The organism is Blastococcus sp. SYSU DS1024 (assembly GCF_054050795.1).
Genome location: NZ_JBJHAA010000003.1, coordinates 259,097 through 277,518 on the forward strand (window position 1 = coordinate 259,097; position 18,422 = coordinate 277,518).

Genomic DNA, 18,422 nt, shown 5'->3' on the forward strand with positions numbered 1-18,422 from the left:
AACACCGCGGCGCGGGCCGATGCACCGCTGCGGCGCATCGCGGGCGGATGCGGAACCGTAGCGCATCGGTGCGTGACGGACGACACGTTCCGCCCGGACGGGGGGCTGACCTGGGAGTCGTCGGCCACACCCGGGTGGGCGTCCGCCACTCGCGTCGCCCGGCGAGGGACACTGTGCCGGTGACCCAACCCGACCAGTTGCGCCTGCTCGCGGTGCACGCTCATCCGGACGACGAGTCGAGCAAGGGCGCCGCCACGATGGCGAAGTACGTCGCCGAGGGCGTTCGTGTCATGGTGGCCACCGCCACCGGCGGGGAGCGCGGCTCGGTGCTCAACCCCGCGATGGACCGTCCCGAGGTCTGGGAGCGGCTCCCGCAGATCCGGGTGGAGGAGATGGCGAGGGCGCGCGAGATCCTCGGGATCGAGCAGGAGTTCCTCGGCTTCGTCGACTCGGGGCTGCCCGAGGGCGACCCGCTGCCGCCGCTGCCCGAGGGGTGCTTCGCGCTGGTGCCGGTGGAGGAGGCCGCGGCGCCCCTCGTCGAACTCATCAGGCGGTTCAAGCCGCAGGTGATGACCACCTACGACGAGCGTGGCGGCTACCCGCACCCCGACCACATCAAGACCCACGAGATCTCGGTGCACGCCTTCGAGGCGGCCGGCGACCCCGACCGGTACCCCGAGCTGGGTGAGCCCTGGCAGGTCAGCAAGCTCTACTACCACATGAGCTTCACGCTGCCGCGGACGAAGGCGCTGCACGAGGCGATCCTCAAGACCGGCGCGGAGTCGCCCTACGCCGAGTGGCTGGCGAAGTGGGACCCGGCGCACGACGTCTCCCACCGCGTCACCACCCGCGTCCCGTGCGCCGAGTACTTCCCGGTGCGCGACGCCGCGCTGATCGCGCACGCCACCCAGATCGATCCGCTGGGCCGCTGGTTCGCGTGCCCGGTGGAGACCCAGCAGCAGGTGTGGCCCACCGAGGACTACGAGCTGGCCCGCTCGCTGGTCGACACCCCCACGCCGGAGGACGACCTGTTCGCCGGCATCCGCAGCGAGGTGACCACCCGATGACCGGAACGACCCTGACCCTGCTCGCCGCCGCCCAGCAGCAGGCCCCCGAGGACGTCGGCAAGGCCGGCCCGCTCGGCCTGTTCCTGATCGTGGTGCTCCTGATCGCCGCGGCCCTGCTGGTCAGGTCGATGAGCGGCCACCTCAACCGGCTGCCGCGCAGCTTCGACCCGGCCGACCGCGAGCCACCGGTCGTCGTCCCCGACTCCCCGGCCGGGCTGGTCGAGGAGCGCGAGCCCGGCCAGGAGCTGCTCGACACGCTGCGGCGCGCGCCGCTGGCCATCGAGGCCCCCCGGCGCGACGGCGACGACCGGCGCTGACGCCGGCCCTCGGGGCATGCCCGGGCGGACGCCCCGGACCGCGCGAGGCGGGCCGGGGCGTCCAGGTGCGGGTGGCGCTCACCCGAGGTCGTAGCGGTCGAGCTCCATGACCTTGACCCAGGCGGCGACGAAGTCGCGCACGAACTTCTCCTTCGCGTCGTCGGCCGAGTAGACCTCGACGATGCCGCGCAGGATCGAGTTGGAGCCGAACACCAGGTCCGCGGCGGTGGCGGTGCGCACCACGGTGCCGTCGGCGTCCAGCCCCTCGTAGACGCCGTCGGTCTCGGCCGAGGTGCGCCACTGGATGCCCAGGTCGAGCAGGTTGCGGAAGAAGTCCTGCGAGAGGACGCCCGGGCGGTCGGTGAAGACGCCGTGCTGCACGCCGCCGGTGTTCGCACCGAGCACGCGCAGCCCGCCGACCAGCAGCGTCATCTCCTTGGCCGTGAGCTCGAGCATGTAGGCCCGGTCGACCAGCAGCGTCTCCGGCTCGAGCTTGCTGCCGGGGGAGATCCAGTTGCGGAAGCCGTCGGCCCGCGGCTCGAGCCAGCGGAAGTTGTCGACGTCGGTCTGCTCCTGCGAGGCGTCGGTGCGCCCGGGGTGGAAGGGGACGGTGACCTGCACGCCGGCGTCCGCCGCTGCCTTCTCCACCGCGGCGGAGCCGCCGAGCACGATGAGGTCGGCCAGCGAGATCCGCTTGCCGGTCTCGGACTCGAACGACTGCCTGACCCGCTCCAGCACCGGCAGCACGTCCCGGACGCCTTCGTTGACCGCCCACCCGATCTGCGGCTCGAGCCGCAGCCGGGCGCCGTTGGCCCCACCGCGCTTGTCGGTGCCGCGGTAGGACGCCGCGGCCGACCAGGCGGTGTGCACCAGCTGCGACACGGTCAGGCCGGAGGCGAGGAGGCGAGAAGAGAGGTCGGCGATCTCGGTCTCGCCGACCAGCTCGTGGTCGACCGCGGGAACCGGGTCCTGCCAGATCAGGTCCTCGGCGGGGACGTCCGGGCCGAGGTAGCGGCTCTTGGGGCCCATGTCGCGGTGCAGCAGCTTGAACCAGGCGCGGGCGTAGGCGTCGGCGAAGTACTCGGGGTCGGCGGAGAACCGCTCCGAGATCTCCCGGAAGCCCGGGTCCTGGATGAGGGCGAGGTCCGTGGTCGCCATCATCGGCGGGTTCTTCTTGCCCGCGATGTGCGCGTCGGGGACGAGCTCCTGCGCCTCGGGGTTCGACGGCTGCCACTGCTTGGCGCCGGCCGGGCTCTCGACGAGCTCCCAGTCGTAGCCGAACAGGGTCTCCCAGTAGGTGTTGTCCCAGGTGGTCGGCGTCGGCGTCCAGGCGCCCTCGAGACCGCTGGTGATGGTGTCGGCGCCCTTGCCGGTGCCGTGCTGGCTGATCCAGCCCAGGCCGTTGCCGTGCACCGGGCAGCCCTCGGGCTCCGGGCCGATGAGCTCGGGGTTGCCGGCGCCGTGGGTCTTGCCGAACGTGTGGCCGCCGGCGATGAGGGCGACGGTCTCCTCGTCGGTCATGCCCATGCGGTTGAAGGTCACGCGGATGTCGTGGGCGGAGGCGACCGGGTCGGGCCGGCCCTTCGGCCCCTCCGGGTTGACGTAGATCAGCCCCATGGTGACGGCGGCGAGGTGCCCCTCGTCGAGGTCGAGGGGCGCGTTGTCGGCGTAGCGCTCGTCGCCGAGCCAGGTGTCCTCGGGGCCCCAGAAGACCTCCTCGGGCTGCCAGGTGTCCTCGCGGCCGAAGGCGAACCCGAAGGTCTTCAGGCCCATGTCGTCGTGGGCGACGTTGCCGGCGAGCAGGAGCAGATCGGCCCAGGAGAGCGCGCGGCCGTACTTCTGCTTGATCGGCAGCAGCAGGCGGCGGGCCTTGTCCAGGTTGGCGTTGTCCGGCCAGCTGTTGAGCGGGGCGAAGCGCTGCCCGCCCTGGCCACCGCCGCCGCGGCCGTCGGCGATGCGGTAGGTGCCGGCCGCGTGCCAGGACATCCGGATGAACAGCGGGCCGTAGTGGCCCCAGTCGGCCGGCCACCAGTCCTGCGAGGTGCGCATCACCTCGACGACGTCCCGCTTGACCGCCTCGACGTCGAGCGTCGCGACCGCGGCCCGGTAGTCGAGGTCGCCCAGCGGGTCGGAGTCCTTCGAGGGCTTGTTCAGCACCGAGAGGTCGACCTGGTTGGGCCACCAGTCCCGGTTGCTCTGCGGACGCCGGTTGGTGACCTGCGTCGGCGACGGGATCGCCGGGTTCTCGCTCTCGCTGGTGCTGTCGGTCTGGACCTTGTTGGTCTCGTCCTTCACGGCGTGCCTTCCTGGGGGTGCGGTGGGGTGGGCGGGCGAACGGTCGTCGGGTCAGGCGGTGGCGCAGGCGGGGCAGCGGCCCCTGCGGCGGGTTCCGCCGCGCGAGGCCGCTGTCGGTGAGCGCCCGCAGGGCGTCGTGGACGGCCAGGTGCGAGGCCGCGCCCAGCCGATCGCGGGCGGCAGCGACCAGGGCGCCGGTGCCGAGCGGGGGAGGTGCGTGGACGGCGCGCGGCACCGCCGGGCGTGGGCGGGTGACGCGCAGGCCCACGGTGCGCAGGTCGCGTCCGAGTTCCCACGGGGTCGGGCACGGGATCATCGTGAAGGCTTCTCCGGATCAGATCCAGTCTCTCCTGGCTCCGTCGCGGCAGGGCGTCCGGCACGCACCCGGATGGGCACCGCTGTCCGCTCTGGGCGCAGCGATCTGCCTTCCCGCCGCACGTCGTCGCGCTTACGGTGCAACTGTGTAATCAACGCACCAGGAGGTCGCCATGCACGCTCATCGATTCGCCGACGGCCCCTTCGGCCCCGGGTCCCGCCGGGGGCGGGGTGGCGGCTCTGGAGGCCGCGGGTCCGACGCCCCGCCGCCGGTGGACCGGGCCGAGGTCGCCGGCTGGTTCGCCGGGCGCCTGCCCGACGGCTGGTTCACCGGGCCGGTCGAGCTCACCGTCGACCGGGACGAGATCACCGTCGTCGGCACCCTGGAGGAGCCGGCCGCCGGGGAGGGCGACGCCGACGCCGCCCGCGCCGGACGGATCGAGCGGTTCCGCGAGGAGACCCGGGCCCGGCGGATGGCCATCGCCGACGCGGCGCAGGAGCGCTACGGCCGGTCGGTGGCGTGGGGCGCGGCCTGCGGCGGTACCCGTCAGCTGTTCACCCACGCCTCCGTGCCGGTCATGACCCGCCTCCGCCAGCCCGAGCGGCTGGTCCTCGACACCCTCGTCGACGCCGGGGTGGCGCGCTCGCGGTCGGAGGCGCTGGTGTGGGCGGTGCGCCTGGTCGGCCGGCACGCCGACGAGTGGCTGGCCGAGCTGCGGCACGCCATGGCCTCGGTCGAGGAGGTCCGGGCCCGGGGGCCGCAGGTCGGCTGATCCCGGTGGCCGGCGGGAAGGGACACTGGTTCCGTGCCCCCCGCCCCCGCCGTCCCCGAAGCCACCGACGTCCTCGTGGTGGGCGCCGGCCCGGCGGGCGCCGCCGCCGCCGCGTGGGCGGCCCGCACCGGCCGCGACGTGGTGCTGGCCGACGCCGCGGTCTTCCCCCGGGACAAGACCTGCGGCGACGGGCTGACCCCGCGGGCGGTCGCCGAGCTGGACCACCTGGGGCTGGGGGACTGGGCGCGGTCGAAGGCCCGCAACCGCGGCCTGCGCGCCGCCGGGTTCGGCCGTGAGTGGCAGCTGCCCTGGCCGGGCGGTGCGTTCCCCGACCACGGCAGCGCGGTGCCGCGGACCGAACTGGACGCGCGCATCCGGCAGGTCGCGCTCGACGCCGGTGCGAGGCCGGTCGACGGGGCCCGCGCCGTCGACGTCGAGCGCGACGGGGACCGGGTGCGCGCGGTCGTCTTCGAGGACGCCGACGGTGGGACGACGACGATCACGTGCCGACGGCTCGTCGTCGCCGACGGAGTCCGGTCACCGCTGGGCCGGGTGCTGGGCCGGGAGTGGCACCGCGACACCGCCTACGGGGTGGCCGCACGCAGCTACGTGCGCTCCGGTCGCAGCGACGACGAGTGGATCAGCTCCCACCTGGAGCTGCGCGGTACCGAGGGAGAGCTGCTCTCGGGCTACGGCTGGGTCTTCCCGCTGGGCCGGGAGGCCGGCGAGGTCAACCTGGGTGTGGGCACGCTGGCGACCGCGCGCCGGCCGGCCGGGGTGCAGCTGAAGTCCCTGCTGGAGTTCTACGCCGAGACCCGGCGCGGGGAGTGGCAGCTGGACGGGAAGGTCCGGGACGTGACCTCCGCGCTGCTGCCCATGGGGGGTGCGGTGTCCGGGGTGGCCGGCCGCAACTGGGCGCTGGTGGGCGACGCGGCCGGCTGCGTGAACCCGCTCAACGGGGAGGGCATCGACTACGGCCTGGAGACCGGCCGGGTCCTGGCCGGGCTGCTGGGCGAGGACGACTGGACGGCGGCGTGGCCGGCGACCCTGCGGCGGCACTACGGCGAGGCGTTCTCCATCGCCCGGCGGCTGGCCGGGCTGCTCACCGTCCCCCGGTTCCTGCCCCTGGCCGGCCCGGTCGGCATGCGCTCGCGGCCGTTGATGACGGTGGCGCTGCGCGTCATGGGCAACCTGGTCACCGACGAGGACCGCGACCTCGTGGCGAGGCTGTGGCGCATCGCGGGCAGGGCATCGGTGCGGATGGACGACAGGAAGCCGTTCTCCTGACCACGCGCGGCGTGAGCCGGTCCACCTGAGCGGGGTCCCGGAGGGATCCCCGAAGGTGGACGTGACGCAGGACGAAGAGGAGACCCGCGGCAACGCCGCGTCGTGCCGAGCGGGGCCCGGAGGGTCCCGCGCAGGCGCGAATCAGTGGCTCGACGCAGCCCGGGACGGTACCTGGCCGCGGTCGTCTGACGGAGTCAGACGAAAGGGGAATTGAACACCGCGAAGTACACCGCGATGTAGTGGCAGAGCGCCGCGACGACGGTCATCGCGTGGAAGACCTCGTGGTAGCCGAAGGTCCCCGGCCACGGGTTGGGCCACCTCAGGCCATAGGCGATGCCGCCCAAGGTGTAGAGCACACCGCCGACGGCGAGCAGGACCATCGAGGCGACCCCGGCGATGTGCAGGATGTCGGTGAGGACGAAGATCGCGACCCAGCCCAGGCCGATGTAGAGGGGGACGCCGACCCAGCGCGGCGCCGTCGGCCAGCTCATCTTGAGCGTGACACCGGCCAGCGCGCCGGCCCACACCCCGCCGAGCACCCAGAAGCCCGTGGGCTGGTCGACGGCGAGCAGCGCGAACGGCGTGTAGGTGCCGGCGATGAACAGGAAGATCATGGAGTGGTCGAGCCGCTTCATGATCTTCCAGCCGCGCGGTGACCAGCGACGGCGGTGGTAGAGCGCGCTGATGCCGAACAGCCCGCAGATGGTCAGGCAGTAGACCGCCACCGACCACCCGGCGCGGGCGCCCTGGATCGAGGCCAGCGGGATGAGCACCGCGCCGGCGACGATCGCGCCGAAGAACGAGAAGAGGTGGATCCAGCCCCGCGCGCGCGGCCGGGTATCGGGGTGCTCCCAGTCGGCGTCGGCGAAGTCCTCGGCCACCCAGGTCCGCTCGACCTGCTCGCCCTCCGAGGCGACGGTGGCGACCGCCTGGTCGGCGGGGGCCTCCAGCTCCGCCCCGTCGGCCTCCACCCGGACTGATGCGCGATCGGCGGGAGGGACGCTCATGCTCCGAGATTACGGAGGGCGTGATGCGGCGTCATCCGGGACGGGTTGTGAGCTTGCTGCCAGCGACCCGGCGCCGTGGGCGCCACGACGTCGCAGCGCTCCCGGCCGGCGGGCAGCGGGGGGCCTAGGGTGACCGTCGTGGGGGTGCGTCGACGGGTCCGTGACGCGCTCATCCAGGTGTACGAGCGGCGGCTGGCGCGGGCGCTGGTCGGTGCGGACGTGCCGCGGCACGTGGGCGTCATCATGGACGGCAACCGGCGGTGGGCGCGGGCCATCGGGCTCGAGGACGTCGCGCACGGGCACCGCCGGGGCGCGGACAAGATCGCCGACCTGCTCGGCTGGTGCGACGACGCCGGGGTGCAGGTGGTCACCCTGTTCATGCTCTCCACCGACAACCTGCGCCGCCCGGAGTCCGAGCTCAACGCGCTGCTCGCGATCATCGAGGACGTCGCGGTGGACCTGTCGCGGCCGGGACGGCGCTGGCGGATCCGCAGCATGGGCGCGCGCGAGGTGCTGCCGGCGCGCACGGTCGCCGTCCTCGAGCGGGCGGAGCGCGACACGTGCGACCGCCCGGGGGCGACGGTCAACCTGGCGGTCGGGTACGGCGGGCGGCGGGAGATCGCCGACGCCGTGCGCTCGCTGCTGAGCGAGCACGCCACCCGTGGCACCTCGCTGGAGGAGCTGGTGGAGGTGCTCGACGTCGAGCACATCGCAGAACACCTGTACACGCGCGGTCAGCCCGACCCGGACCTGGTCATCCGCACCAGCGGGGAGCAGCGCATGTCGGGGTTCCTGCTGTGGCAGACGGCGAACGCCGAGTTCCACTTCACCGACGTCTACTGGCCGGACTTCCGGCGCGTGGATTTCCTGCGTGCGCTGCGGGACTACTCGGCCCGGCACCGCCGCTTCGGCGGGTGAGGGCGGCTGCGAGACTGGCCGCCATGACCGCGGGACCCCTCGACGTCGCCCTGGAGTACGTGCGGCTCGGGCTGCGCTTCGACCGCCTGGAGCCCGGCTTCGTCGACGCCTACACCGGTGACCCGCGGATCCGGGCGCAGGTCCGGGACGAGCCGGCGCCGACCCCGCGCGGGCTGCGCGACCGCGCCCGGGAGCTGCTGCGCGAGCTGGACGCCGCCGGGCTGCCCGAGGAGCGCGCCGCCTTCCTGCGCGGTCAGCTGACCGGCCTGGAGTGCGGCGCCCGGAAGATGAGCGGCGAGCCGGTCGGCTTCGTCGAGGAGGTGCGCGCCTACTTCCAGGTCGACGTGGAGCTCGGCGACGAGGCCGCCTACGCCGCCGCGCACGCGGAGCTGGACGCCCTGCTGCCTGGCGACGGCGCCCTGGCCGAGCGGTACGCCACCCACCGCCGCCGCGAGGAGTGCCCGCCGGACCGGCTGGAGAGCGCGGTGCAGGCGCTGTCGAGCGCGCTGCGCGACCGGGTGCGTGGCCAGTACGGGCTCCCCGACGTCGAGACGGTGCGCTACGAGGTGGTCACCGACAAGCCGTGGTCGGGGTTCAACTACTACGAGGGCGCCTACCGCTCCCGCGTCGCGATCAACGCCGACCTGCCGCACCGGCTCTCCCAGCTCGCGCACCTGGTGGCGCACGAGTCCTATCCCGGGCACCACACCGAGCACTGCCGCAAGGAGCAGGGGCTGGTCGAGCGGGCCGGCCGCATCGAGCACACGGTCTTCCTGGTCAACACCCCCGAGTGCCTCATGGCCGAGGGGCTGGCCGATCTGGGTGTCCCGGCGGCGATCGGGGATGGCTGGGGGCGCTGGTCGGAGGAGATCCTCGGTGATCTCGGTCTGCGGTTCGACGGCGAGCTGGCCGAGCGGATCGCGGTGGCGGCCGCGCCGCTCAACCGGGTCCGGCAGGACGCCGCAGTGCTGCTGCACGACCGCGGCGCCGGCGCCGACGAGGTGGCGGCGTACCTGCAGCGGTGGGCGCTGGTGACCCCGGAGCGCGCGCGGCAGCAGATCCGCTTCCTCACCGACCCGCTGTGGCGCGCCTACATCTCCACCTACGTCGAGGGGTTCGACCTGCTGACGCGGTGGCTGGCCGCCCGGCCGGCGGACCAGCCCGTCGCCGACCGATTCGTCCGCCTGCTCGACGAGCCGCTCACCCCGCAGCGGATCGCCGGCGAGATCCGGGTCGCCTGACCTGTGGCCGCCCGCTCCCCGGCGCAGGCCCGGTTCCTGGGGCTGTGGACCGCGGGCTGGCTGGCTGTGCTGCTGGTGGCCGGCATGCTGCGGTTCGGCGACCCCGCGCTGCAGTGGCCGGTGCTGCTGGTCCCGGCCCTGTGGGCGCTGGTCGCCCTCCGGCCCCGCCGGGCGTCGCGGTCGGGCCGGGCGGGATCCCGGCGCCCCGGACGATCGGCCGACGAGTGGGCCGACGACGGGTGGGCCGACGACGAGTGGACCGACGACGGGTGGGCCGAGGTCGGCCGGCCGGGGGACGCCGGCCCGTGGCCGCCGCCGGGCGAGCGCACCGACACCGTCGAGCGTCCCGCGGTGCGTCGCCGGTCCGACGGCACCGAGCGGCGGCGGTGACCGGCCGGCGCTGACGCCGTCGGCGAAACCGGTGGAAGGCGTCGGCGGGCGGGAGGATGCTGTCGCGCGTGATCCACGCCCGCGGCCTCGCCCGCACGTTCCGCAAGCGCAAGCAGGAGGTCCACGCCGTCGTCGGGGTCGACCTGGACGTCGCCCCCGGTGAGATCGTCGGCTTCCTGGGCCCGAACGGGGCCGGGAAGACGACGACGCTGCGCATGCTGACGACGCTCCTGGAGCCCACGGCGGGCACGGCCACCGTGGCCGGCTGCGACCTGCGGGCCGACCCGGTCGGGGTCCGCCGCCGCATCGGATACGTCTCCCAGAGCGGCTCCACCGCCCCGGAGGCGCGGGCCGGGGAAGAGGTCGTCGACCACGCCCGCCTCTACGGCATGAGCACCGCCGAGGCGACCGAGCGCGGGCAGCGGCTCTTCGCCGAACTGGACCTCGACGGCCTCTGGGAGCGCCAGCCCAAGGCCATGTCGGGCGGCCAGCGCCGCCGGCTCGACATCGCGGTCGGGTTGATCCACGTGCCGGAGCTCGTGTTCCTCGACGAGCCGACGACGGGGCTGGACCCGCAGGCGCGGGCCAACCTGTGGGAGCACATCCGCGGTCTGCGCGAGGAGCGCGGCACGACGGTCTTCCTGACCACCCACTACCTGGACGAGGCCGACGCGCTCTGCGACCGGATCCTCGTCATCGACCACGGGGCGATCGTCGCCGAGGGCACCCCCGACCAGCTGAAGTCCCAGGTGGGCGGCGACGTGCTCACCGTGATGGTGGAGCGCCCGGAGCAGGCCGCGGAGGTCGCGCACCTGGTCGGTGCCCTGCCGGGGGCCGAGCAGCCGCAGCTGCTCGCCGACCGGGTCGTGGGCCGGGTGCCGCACGGAGGCCGCGCGCTGGTCGAGCTGGTGCGGGCGCTGGACGCCGCGGACGTCGCCGTCAGCGGCATCGAGAGCCGCCGGCCCAGCCTCGACGACGTCTTCCTCGGCCTGACCGGGCGGTCCCTGCGCGAGTCCGGCGCCGCGCCGGCGTCTCCCCCCGCCCCGGCGGTGGCCGGGCGATGAACACCCTCCTGCGCGACACCGGGACCGTCTTCGTCCGCGCGATGCGCATGTCGCTGCGCAACCCCGCCTGGCTGGTGATCAGCCTGATGCAGCCGATCCTCTACATCCTGCTGTTCGGGCCGCTGCTCGAGCCGCTGGCCGAGCAGCTGGGCCCGGGCGACGCCTACCAGATCTTCGTCCCCGGCATCCTCGTGCAGCTGGGCATGTTCGGGGCGCTGTTCGTGGGCTTCGGGCTGATCGCCGAGTGGCGGGCGGGGGTGATCGAGAGCCAGCGGGTCACCCCGGCCAGCCGCACCGCCCTGCTCCTCGGCCGGGTGCTGCGCGACGTCGTCGTCCTGCTGACGCAGGGGGCGCTGCTGGTGCTGGTGTCGATCCCGCTCGGCTTGCGGGCGCCGGTGCTGGGCGTCGTCCTCACCCTGCTGGTCGTCGCCCTGCTGGGTGCGGCGCTCGCGGCGGTCTCCTACGCCCTGGCGCTCACGCTGAAGAGCGAGGACGCGTTCGCGCCCCTGCTCAACGCCGTCGTGTTCCCGCTCGTGCTGCTGTCGGGCATCCTGCTGCCGATGAGCCTCGCGCCCGGGTGGCTGCAGGCGGTCAGCGACGTCAACCCGTTCAAGCACGTGGTCGAGGCGGCCCGTGAGTTCTTCGTGGGCGGCTACGGCACCTCGACGGCGTGGTGGGGGGTCGGGATGACGGTGCTGCTCGCGGTGCTCGGCTGGGCGTTCGGGGTGCGCCGGTTCCGTCGCGAGTCGAGTTGACGGTCCGTGCGGGACGGCTGCGACGGGTGAGGCTTCCGGGTGACATCCACCCCTTCTCGTGGGGTGCACGTCACGTGGATGTCACCCCCCGGGCATAGCGTCCGCAGTGGACGGCGAGCTCCCCTCGCCGTCCACGGGAGGCCCGGTTGGTGCGACTGCGTTCGTCGTCCAGAGGGGCCGGTCCCCGGCTCCTGCGCCGGGGCCCGGCCACCTTCGAGCAGGGGTGCGCCTCGTCGCCGGGGCGTCGCCTCACGGGAGCCGACTCGTGACCACTCGCCGTACGTTCGTCCTCGACACCTCCGTCCTGCTGTCCGACCCGGGCGCGCTGCTGCGCTTCGGCGACGCCGACGTGGTGCTGCCCCTCGTCGTCATCGGGGAGCTGGAGGAGAAGCGCAACCACCCCGAACTCGGCTGGTTCGCCCGCCAGACGCTGCGCATCCTCGACGACCTGCGGGTCACCCACGGCCGGCTCGACGCGCCGGTGCCGGTGGGGGAGAGCGGTGGCACGCTGCACGTCGAGCTGAACCACAGCGACCCGGCGGTGCTCCCGGCCGGTTTCCGCAACGACAGCAACGACAGCCGGATCATGGTGGTCGCGCTGAACCTGCGGGCGGAGGGCCGGGACGTCTGCCTGGTCACCAAGGACGTGCCGCTGCGCGTCAAGGCCGCGGCGGTCGGGCTGGAGACCGACGAGTACCGCGTGCTCGACGCGGTGGACGCCGGCTGGACCGGGATGGCCGAGGTGTCGGTGGGGGACGCCGAGATCGACGTGCTGTACGAGGACGGCGAGGTGTTCCTGCCGGCCGCGGCCGAACTGCCCACGCACACCGGCCTGGTCCTGCTCTCCTCGCGGGGGTCGGCCCTCGGCCGGGTCACGCCGGACAAGCAGGTGCGGCTGGTGCGGGGTGACCGGGATGCCTTCGGGCTGCACGGGCGCTCGGCCGAGCAGCGGGTGGCGCTGGACCTGCTGCTCGATCCGGAGATCGGCATCGTGTCCCTGGGCGGCCGGGCCGGCACCGGCAAGTCGGCGCTGGCCCTGTGCGCGGGGCTGGAGTCGGTGCTGGAGCGGCGGGCGCACAAGAAGGTGGTCATCTTCCGGCCGCTGTACGCCGTCGGCGGCCAGGAGCTGGGGTACCTGCCGGGCGGCGAGGGCGAGAAGATGTCGCCCTGGGCCCAGGCGGTCTACGACACCCTGGGCGCGCTGGTGTCCCGCGAGGTGCTCGAGGAGATCGCCGCGCGGGAGCTGATCGAGGTGCTGCCCCTCACCCACATCCGCGGCCGCTCGCTGCACGACTCGTTCGTGATCGTCGACGAGGCGCAGTCGCTGGAGCGGGGCGTGCTGCTCACCGTGCTGTCGCGCCTGGGCAGCAACTCCCGCGTGGTGCTCACCCATGACGTCGCCCAGCGGGACAACCTGCGGGTCGGCCGGCACGACGGCGTCACGGCGGTCATCGAGAAGCTGAAGGGGCACGTGCTGTTCGCGCACGTGACGCTCACCCGTTCCGAGCGCTCGCCCATCGCGGCGCTGGTCACCGAGATGCTGGAGGACCTGCCGCTCTGACCTGGCGGCCCCCTCCGGGGGTGTGCCCGCTCCCGCGTGGGGTCCGCCCGGACCCCACGCGGGAAGCCCGCGGCGCGCTCCCGGAGCGACGTCGTCCCAGCGCACGGGTCACCACGGCCGCGTCTCCCCGGCAGCGCCCCGGGGCGGCAGCTGCACCCGCAGAACTGGTCAGGCGGCGTCGGCTCGCTCCTCCGACGGCGCCGGCCGGGTGGCGGGCCGTCGCCGGCCCGCGGGCGCGGGCTTGGGTGGTGCGGCGACGGCGCGCACCAGCGCGACGACGACCCATCCGGCGGCCAGGCACCACGGCAGCCGGTTCACCATCTCCTCGGTCGTGAAGTCCCCGCGCAGGCCGAGCGCGAGCACGGGGACGGCCAGCACGAGCCCGACGAGCAGGACGTCCCAGCGGAAGGGGCTCATGTCTGCGGGCTGTCCAGGCGCTCGCAGAGCAGCGAGGCCCAGCGGTGCGGGGTCGCGCGGGCGCCGTCGAGGAGGGCCACGGGGATGGTCAGCCGCTGCAGCACCGCCGCCGGGTCCGCGCTGGAGTCGGTGTCCTGCACGACGAGGGCGTCGACGCGGGTGAGCCCGTCGAGCCATGCCTCGAGGTCCTCGGGCTTGCGGGTCGCCTCGGCGACGGCCCAGACCGACGCCGGCGACCAGATGGCCAGCATCTGCGACATCCAGTAGGAGTCGCTGCGGAGCGGCGCGTCCACGGCGACGATCGTCAGCATGCCGGCGTCGGCCGCCTCGTGCTGACGGTCGACGGCCGCGTCGGTCGTGGTCACCCGGCTGCCCTTGGGGGCGAGCCCGGCGAGGTCGCCGCGGGTCGCCCACTGCACGCGGTCGGGGTCCAGCCGCAGGGAGACGGCGAGCGCGCGGGCGGCGCGGAGGGCCTCGACCCCGGGCCCCACGACGAACAGCACCTCACCGGCTCCGGTGGGGAGCTCCGGCGCCGCGGGCAGCCGCGTGGCCAGCACCCGGGTCAGCGCCGCGTAGGTGCCCTCCGCCTCGATCCGGCCGGCGAAGTCCGCGGCCAGCAGGTGCTCGGGCAGGCCCAGCTCGCGCAGCCGGGCGACGACCTGGCGCGAACCGGCGTGGCCGAGCCCGGTACGCCGCGACGGAGCCGGGACGTCGGCGGCCCGCGCGGCGGAAGCCGGCCGGTCGGCGTCGACGGCGTCGTCGATCCCGGCCAGCTCGGGGTGGTCCTCACCCATGAGGGGGCCCACCGGGAGGCGCGTGACGGTCGCCAGGGTGCGGGTCGCGGGCGCCCCGGTCGCCCGGGCGGCGGCGTCGCGCGGGCCGGCTGCCGCCGGGCGCGACGGCGGGACCGCCGGGCGACCCGACGTCGGCGGCACGGGCGGCAGCCCACGGCTCCGCGCGCCGGGCAGCGGCGGCAGCAGGGACACCCGCGGCATGACGGTGGTGGCGTCCGACGACAAGGCGAGGGGGGCGGGGTCGCTGGCGGTCCGGGCGAGCAGCGGCTCCTCGGCGTCCTCGGCGACGGGCTCCTCGGCGACGGCCTCCTCGGCGACGGCCTCTTCGGCGACGGCGTCGTCGGCGACGGGCTCCTCGGCGACGGGCTCCTCGACGGGCGCTTCGGCGACGGGCTCCTCGGCGACGGCGATCGGGACCCAGTCGTCCTCGACGGCCGGCACCGGCGACGCGGCGACGACCGTGGCGTCGACGTCCTCGACGGGGAGCGCGGGCTCCTCGGCGACCGGGGCGACCTCGACCGGAGCCGCCGGCGTGGGCGCCGGGGCCAGCACGTCGGCCCAGATGGGCGCCGCGGTGCCGACGGGACGAGCGAGGACCGGCTCCCCCCACAGCGTGGTGTCGACGGCGGAGCCGCCCCAGCCGAGGTCAGCGGAGGTCGGCTCGGGGACGACCGGCGGGAGGGGGGCGTCGAACAGGGGGAAGGACGACGCGGCGACGACGGGCTCCGGCACGACGGGCGCGGGCACGGGCGGTGACGAGGCGACCGGCTGCTGGCTGACCGAGGCGAACAGCGGGGTGTCGAGGGGGTCCGGCTCGACGACGGGGCGCTCACTGCGGACCGCTTCGTGGACGACGAGGTCGGGCGCGGGGAGGACCGGCTCCGGCAGGAGGGCCGCAGCGGCGCCCGGGATGTCGAGCACGGGCAGCACGGGCAGCACGGGCCCGGCCGGTACCGGCTCGGTCAGCGCCTCCCGCGGGGAGTCCCCGGCCAGCATCTTGCGCAGGATGCCGGCGAGGGCCTCGTCCGAGTGGCCCTGGGCCAGCGCGTCGCGCAGCGCCTCCGCGATCTCCTGCTGCCGCGCGGACGGCTCCGGCGCGGCGGGCTCTGCCGGAGGGGTCGCCCAGGTGGGCAGGCCCTCGGCGTCGGTCGTGGACGTGGAGGGCGGCGCGGTGGCCTGATCTCTCACCGTGAACTCCTCCTGCACGGCCTGGGACCGCATCGACGGATCTGCTGAACGAATGGCCGCGGCCAGGGACGAGCGGGGCGCCGGCGTGCCGGACGCTTCGGCGTTGAACGGATCCGGGTCCTGTGCGGCCGGGAGGAGCTCCGCCGGCTGTGCCAGCGCTTCCTCGACGGCCTGCCGCACGTCACGGTCCCCCGAGACCATGCGGGCCAGCGCCGCCGTGAACGGGGAGGGCGCGGCCGCCGCGGCGTCGTGGGCGGCCGGCTGCTTCGCCGGCGCCGCGGCCGTCTGCGTGCGCGGGGTGGCCGCGGGCCCACGTGTCGCCTTCGGGAAGGTGGCCCGGGACGCCGACGACCGCCCGTACCCGGTGGAGGGCGCCGCGGGGGCGGCGGAGGTGCCGGTCGCGGCGGACGAACCGCCCAGCAGGCCGGCCAGCTCGTCGATCCGCTGGTCGTCCGCGGGCGCAGCGGGCGTGGTGGGCCGGGAGGAGGTGCCGGAGGACGAGGTACCGGGCGTCACCGGTTCCCGGCGCGTGGCCTCGGCGGCCCAGGCGGCGGCGCCGTTGCGGGCGGGGGCCGTCGTGCGGGCGCGGGCCGGGGCGGCCGACGCCAGCGGGGAGTCGTACGCGGCGACGGGGGTGGCCTGGGTGGGGCCCGTCGACGGCGAAGGGGCGCCGGGGCGGACGAACTGGTCGGGCGCGACCTCCGCGACGTACCGCTCGGTGGCGAAGAAGCCCAGCACCCCGCCGGAGCGGACCCGGCGCACCCCGACGACCCGGACGTGCGGTCCGAACTGCTCGCGCGCGGCCGCGATCGCGTCGTCGCGCGTGGCGGCCTCAACGGATCGCAACGGCACCGCTCACCACTCCCAGCGACTCGATCTGGGCCGTCCGGGACACCTCCGCGTAGGAGATGACCGGCAGCCGGGGCAGGATCTGGCGCATCAGCCGCGCGAGCGCCGCGCGGACCTGGGGCGAGCAGACGAGGACGGGGGACAGGCCCTGCCGCTCGGCTTCCTCGAGCATGCCGCTGCAGCCGTGGACGAGGGCGTCCACCGCGCCGGCGTCGAGGGCGAGGACGGCGCCCATCTCGGTCTGGCGGACCGCCTCGAGCAACCGCTGCTCGAACCCGGGCTCCAGCGTGAGCACGTGCAGCCGCTCGTCCGGCGTGACGTAGGGCTGGCTGATCGCCGAGCCCAGTGCCGCCCGGGTCGCCTCGACCAGTCCGTCGAGGTCGGTCGAGTGCTTGGCACGTACAGAGAGTGCCTCGAAGATGCGGACCAGGTCGCGGATCGACACACCCTCGGCGAGCAACGCGTGCAACACGCGTTGCACCTCTCCCAGGGTGAGCAGCGTGGGGGTCAGCTCCTCCACGACGACCGGGTGGGAGCGGCGCACCATCTCCACGAGGAGACGGACGTCCTCCCGCCCGAGCAGGTCCGCGGCGTTCTGCCGGACGACCTCCGCCAGGTGGGTGGTGATGACCGACGAGCGGTCGACCACGGTGGCCCCGGCCATCTCGGCGGCCCGCTGCAGCTCGGCGGGCACCCACTTGGCGGCCAGCCCGAACACCGGCTCGTGGGTCGGCTTGCCGGGGAGCCCGTCCAGCGCGTCGCCGATGGCCAGGACCGTGCCGGCGGGGGAGGTGCCCTTGGCGACCGGCACGCCGTTGAGCCAGATGACGTACTGCGAGGAGGGCAGATCGAGGTTGTCGCGGGTGCGCACGAGGGGGATCACCAGGCCGGTCTCCATGGCGACCTTCCGGCGCAGGGCCTTGACCCGGTCCAGCAGGTCACCGCCGCGCGAGGTGTCGACCAGTTCGACGAGGTCGAACGCCACCTCGAGCTCCAGCGGGTCGACCCGCATCCGCTCGGCGATCGCCTCGGGGGAGTCCGGGGCGGGCTCCAGCTCGGCGGCCGCCGCGGCCGCCTCGGCGTCCTCGTCGACCTCCGGCTCGTCGGTGAGGCGGGTGGCCAGGAAGAGGAACAGCGCACCGACGACCAGGAAGGGCAGCTTGGGCAGCCCCGGGATCAGGCACAGCGCCAGGGCGGCGCCGCCGGCGATCCGCACCGGCTGCTTGAACCGGCCGAGCTGGGCGATCAGGTCGGTGCCCATGTCGCCCTCGCTGGCCGACCGGGTCACGATGATGCCGGTGGCGGTCGACATCAGCAGCGCGGGGATCATCGAGACGAGGCCGTCGCCGACGGTCAGCAGCGAGTAGGTGCTGACCGACTCGGCCGGGGTCAGGCCGCGCTGCATCATGCCGATGGCGAAGCCGCCGATGAGGTTGACCAGGGTCACCACGATGCCGGCGATGGCGTCGCCCTTGACGAACTTCGACGCACCGTCCATGGAGCCGTAGAAGTCGGCCTCGGCGGTGACCTCGTGGCGGCGCTTGCGGGCCTGGGCCTCGTTGATCAGCCCGGCGTTGAGGTCGGCGTCGATCGCCATCTGCTTGCCCGGCATGGCGTCGAGGGTGAAGCGGGCACCGACCTCGGCGACGCGGCCCGCACCGTTCGTGATCACCACGAACTGCACGATGGTGAGGATCAGGAAGATCACCAGGCCGACGACCAGCGAGCCGCCGATGACGATGTGTCCGAAGGCCTCGATCACCTTCCCGGCGTAGCCGTCGGTGAGCACCAGCCGGGTCGACGAGACGTTGAGGGCGAGCCGGAAGAGCGTCGCGATGAGCAGCAGCGACGGGAAGACGGCGAAGTCCAGCGGCTTCTTGATCTGCATCGCCACCAGGAGGACGAGCAGCGAGATCGCCAGGTTCAGCCCGATCAGCATGTCCATCATCGCGGCGGGCAGCGGCACCACCAGCATGAGCACGATCGCGACGACGCCGACCGGGACGGCGGCCTTGCCCAGGCCCTTCACTCGCCCGCTCCGGGAGCGGGGGACAGACGCTGGCTCACCCCTCCCTCATCGGCAGCCCGGCGCGCGGGCGGTACCGCCGTCCTCCCTCACCGTGCAGCGTCCTCCCTCACCGTCCACCGTGAGGGAGGAAGCGCCATGATCAGGGAACCTGATCA

15 protein-coding genes are annotated in these 18,422 nt (G+C 74.4%); 10 read left to right on the forward strand and 5 right to left on the reverse strand.

All coding sequences use genetic code 11. The features are described 5' to 3' along the window. Positions 1 to 179 precede the first annotated feature (179 nt). Entirely contained in the window at positions 180 to 1,067 is an 888-nt protein-coding gene (gene mca / locus ACI79S_RS04595) for a mycothiol conjugate amidase Mca (protein ID WP_456592259.1), read from the forward strand. Further along, positions 1,064 to 1,384 carry a hypothetical protein gene (locus ACI79S_RS04600; protein WP_456592260.1) on the forward strand — a complete coding sequence of 107 codons (321 nt, stop codon included), beginning with the start codon at positions 1,064 to 1,066 and terminating at the stop codon, positions 1,382 to 1,384. The genes mca and ACI79S_RS04600 overlap by 4 nt, the downstream gene beginning before the upstream one ends. A gap of 78 nt (positions 1,385 to 1,462) precedes the next feature. Here ACI79S_RS04600 and katG read toward each other — a convergent pair whose 3' ends face one another. Further along, positions 1,463 to 3,679, reverse strand: a complete 2,217-nt coding sequence (gene katG / locus ACI79S_RS04605) for a catalase/peroxidase HPI (protein ID WP_456592261.1) — start codon at positions 3,677 to 3,679, stop codon at positions 1,463 to 1,465. 488 nt (positions 3,680 to 4,167) lie between these two features. On the opposite strand from katG, the gene ACI79S_RS04610 reads away from it, so the two are divergent. After that, on the forward strand, positions 4,168 to 4,767 hold the full coding sequence (locus ACI79S_RS04610; protein ID WP_456592262.1) for a hypothetical protein: 600 nt from the start codon (positions 4,168 to 4,170) through the stop codon (positions 4,765 to 4,767). A 33-nt stretch (positions 4,768 to 4,800) separates the two neighbouring features. After that, entirely contained in the window at positions 4,801 to 6,054 is a 1,254-nt protein-coding gene (locus ACI79S_RS04615; RefSeq protein ID WP_456592263.1) for a geranylgeranyl reductase family protein, read from the forward strand. A gap of 194 nt (positions 6,055 to 6,248) precedes the next feature. Here ACI79S_RS04615 and trhA read toward each other — a convergent pair whose 3' ends face one another. After that, complete coding sequence (gene trhA, locus ACI79S_RS04620) at positions 6,249 to 7,061, reverse strand: PAQR family membrane homeostasis protein TrhA (protein ID WP_456592264.1); 813 nt, start codon at positions 7,059 to 7,061, stop codon at positions 6,249 to 6,251. A gap of 138 nt (positions 7,062 to 7,199) precedes the next feature. Between trhA and ACI79S_RS04625 the strand changes: the two genes are divergently transcribed. From ACI79S_RS04625 to ACI79S_RS04650, 6 genes are all read left to right on the forward strand, one after another. Next, the gene (locus ACI79S_RS04625; protein WP_456592265.1) at positions 7,200 to 7,979 is read left to right on the forward strand and encodes an isoprenyl transferase; all 780 of its coding nucleotides are present in this window, start codon (positions 7,200 to 7,202) and stop codon (positions 7,977 to 7,979) included. A 23-nt stretch (positions 7,980 to 8,002) separates the two neighbouring features. Continuing rightward, on the forward strand, positions 8,003 to 9,220 hold the full coding sequence (locus tag ACI79S_RS04630) for a DUF885 domain-containing protein (protein ID WP_456592266.1): 1,218 nt from the start codon (positions 8,003 to 8,005) through the stop codon (positions 9,218 to 9,220). A gap of 3 nt (positions 9,221 to 9,223) precedes the next feature. Next, positions 9,224 to 9,610: a hypothetical protein gene (locus tag ACI79S_RS04635; protein WP_456592267.1), complete on the forward strand. Its 387-nt coding sequence runs from the start codon at positions 9,224 to 9,226 to the stop codon at positions 9,608 to 9,610. Between the two features lie 68 nt (positions 9,611 to 9,678). Beyond that, on the forward strand, positions 9,679 to 10,674 hold the full coding sequence (locus ACI79S_RS04640; RefSeq protein WP_456592268.1) for an ATP-binding cassette domain-containing protein: 996 nt from the start codon (positions 9,679 to 9,681) through the stop codon (positions 10,672 to 10,674). Beyond that, on the forward strand, positions 10,671 to 11,429 hold the full coding sequence (locus ACI79S_RS04645; RefSeq protein WP_456592269.1) for an ABC transporter permease: 759 nt from the start codon (positions 10,671 to 10,673) through the stop codon (positions 11,427 to 11,429). The genes ACI79S_RS04640 and ACI79S_RS04645 overlap by 4 nt, the downstream gene beginning before the upstream one ends. 265 nt (positions 11,430 to 11,694) lie before the next feature. Further along, a complete protein-coding gene (locus ACI79S_RS04650) occupies positions 11,695 to 12,990 on the forward strand; it encodes a PhoH family protein (RefSeq protein ID WP_456592270.1) in 1,296 nt (431 codons plus the stop codon). 168 nt (positions 12,991 to 13,158) lie between these two features. Here the strand turns inward: ACI79S_RS04650 and ACI79S_RS04655 are convergent, their stop codons facing one another. The 3 genes from ACI79S_RS04655 to flhA are packed head-to-tail and all read right to left on the reverse strand — an operon-like array spanning position 13,159 to position 18,267. Continuing rightward, positions 13,159 to 13,407: a hypothetical protein gene (locus ACI79S_RS04655; RefSeq protein WP_456592271.1), complete on the reverse strand. Its 249-nt coding sequence runs from the start codon at positions 13,405 to 13,407 to the stop codon at positions 13,159 to 13,161. Further along, positions 13,404 to 16,241 (reverse strand): hypothetical protein, encoded by a 2,838-nt coding sequence (locus ACI79S_RS04660; protein ID WP_456592272.1) that lies wholly within the window; start codon positions 16,239 to 16,241, stop codon positions 13,404 to 13,406. The genes ACI79S_RS04655 and ACI79S_RS04660 overlap by 4 nt, the downstream gene beginning before the upstream one ends. Next, positions 16,222 to 18,267 carry a flagellar biosynthesis protein FlhA gene (gene flhA, locus ACI79S_RS04665; RefSeq protein WP_456592273.1) on the reverse strand — a complete coding sequence of 682 codons (2,046 nt, stop codon included), beginning with the start codon at positions 18,265 to 18,267 and terminating at the stop codon, positions 16,222 to 16,224. The genes ACI79S_RS04660 and flhA overlap by 20 nt, the downstream gene beginning before the upstream one ends. Positions 18,268 to 18,422 lie beyond the last annotated feature (155 nt).

Excerpts from the sequence above, each read along its gene's own strand:
- ACI79S_RS04655 (WP_456592271.1), bottom strand. The coding sequence starts at position 13,407 with ATGAGCCCCTTCCGCTGGGACGTCCTGCTCGTCGGGCTCGTGCTGGCC.
- ACI79S_RS04630 (WP_456592266.1), top strand. The coding sequence starts at position 8,003 with ATGACCGCGGGACCCCTCGACGTCGCCCTGGAGTACGTGCGGCTCGGG.
- trhA (WP_456592264.1), bottom strand. The coding sequence starts at position 7,061 with ATGAGCGTCCCTCCCGCCGATCGCGCATCAGTCCGGGTGGAGGCCGAC.
- ACI79S_RS04600 (WP_456592260.1), top strand. The coding sequence starts at position 1,064 with ATGACCGGAACGACCCTGACCCTGCTCGCCGCCGCCCAGCAGCAGGCC.
- ACI79S_RS04645 (WP_456592269.1), top strand. The coding sequence starts at position 10,671 with ATGAACACCCTCCTGCGCGACACCGGGACCGTCTTCGTCCGCGCGATG.
- ACI79S_RS04610 (WP_456592262.1), top strand. The coding sequence starts at position 4,168 with ATGCACGCTCATCGATTCGCCGACGGCCCCTTCGGCCCCGGGTCCCGC.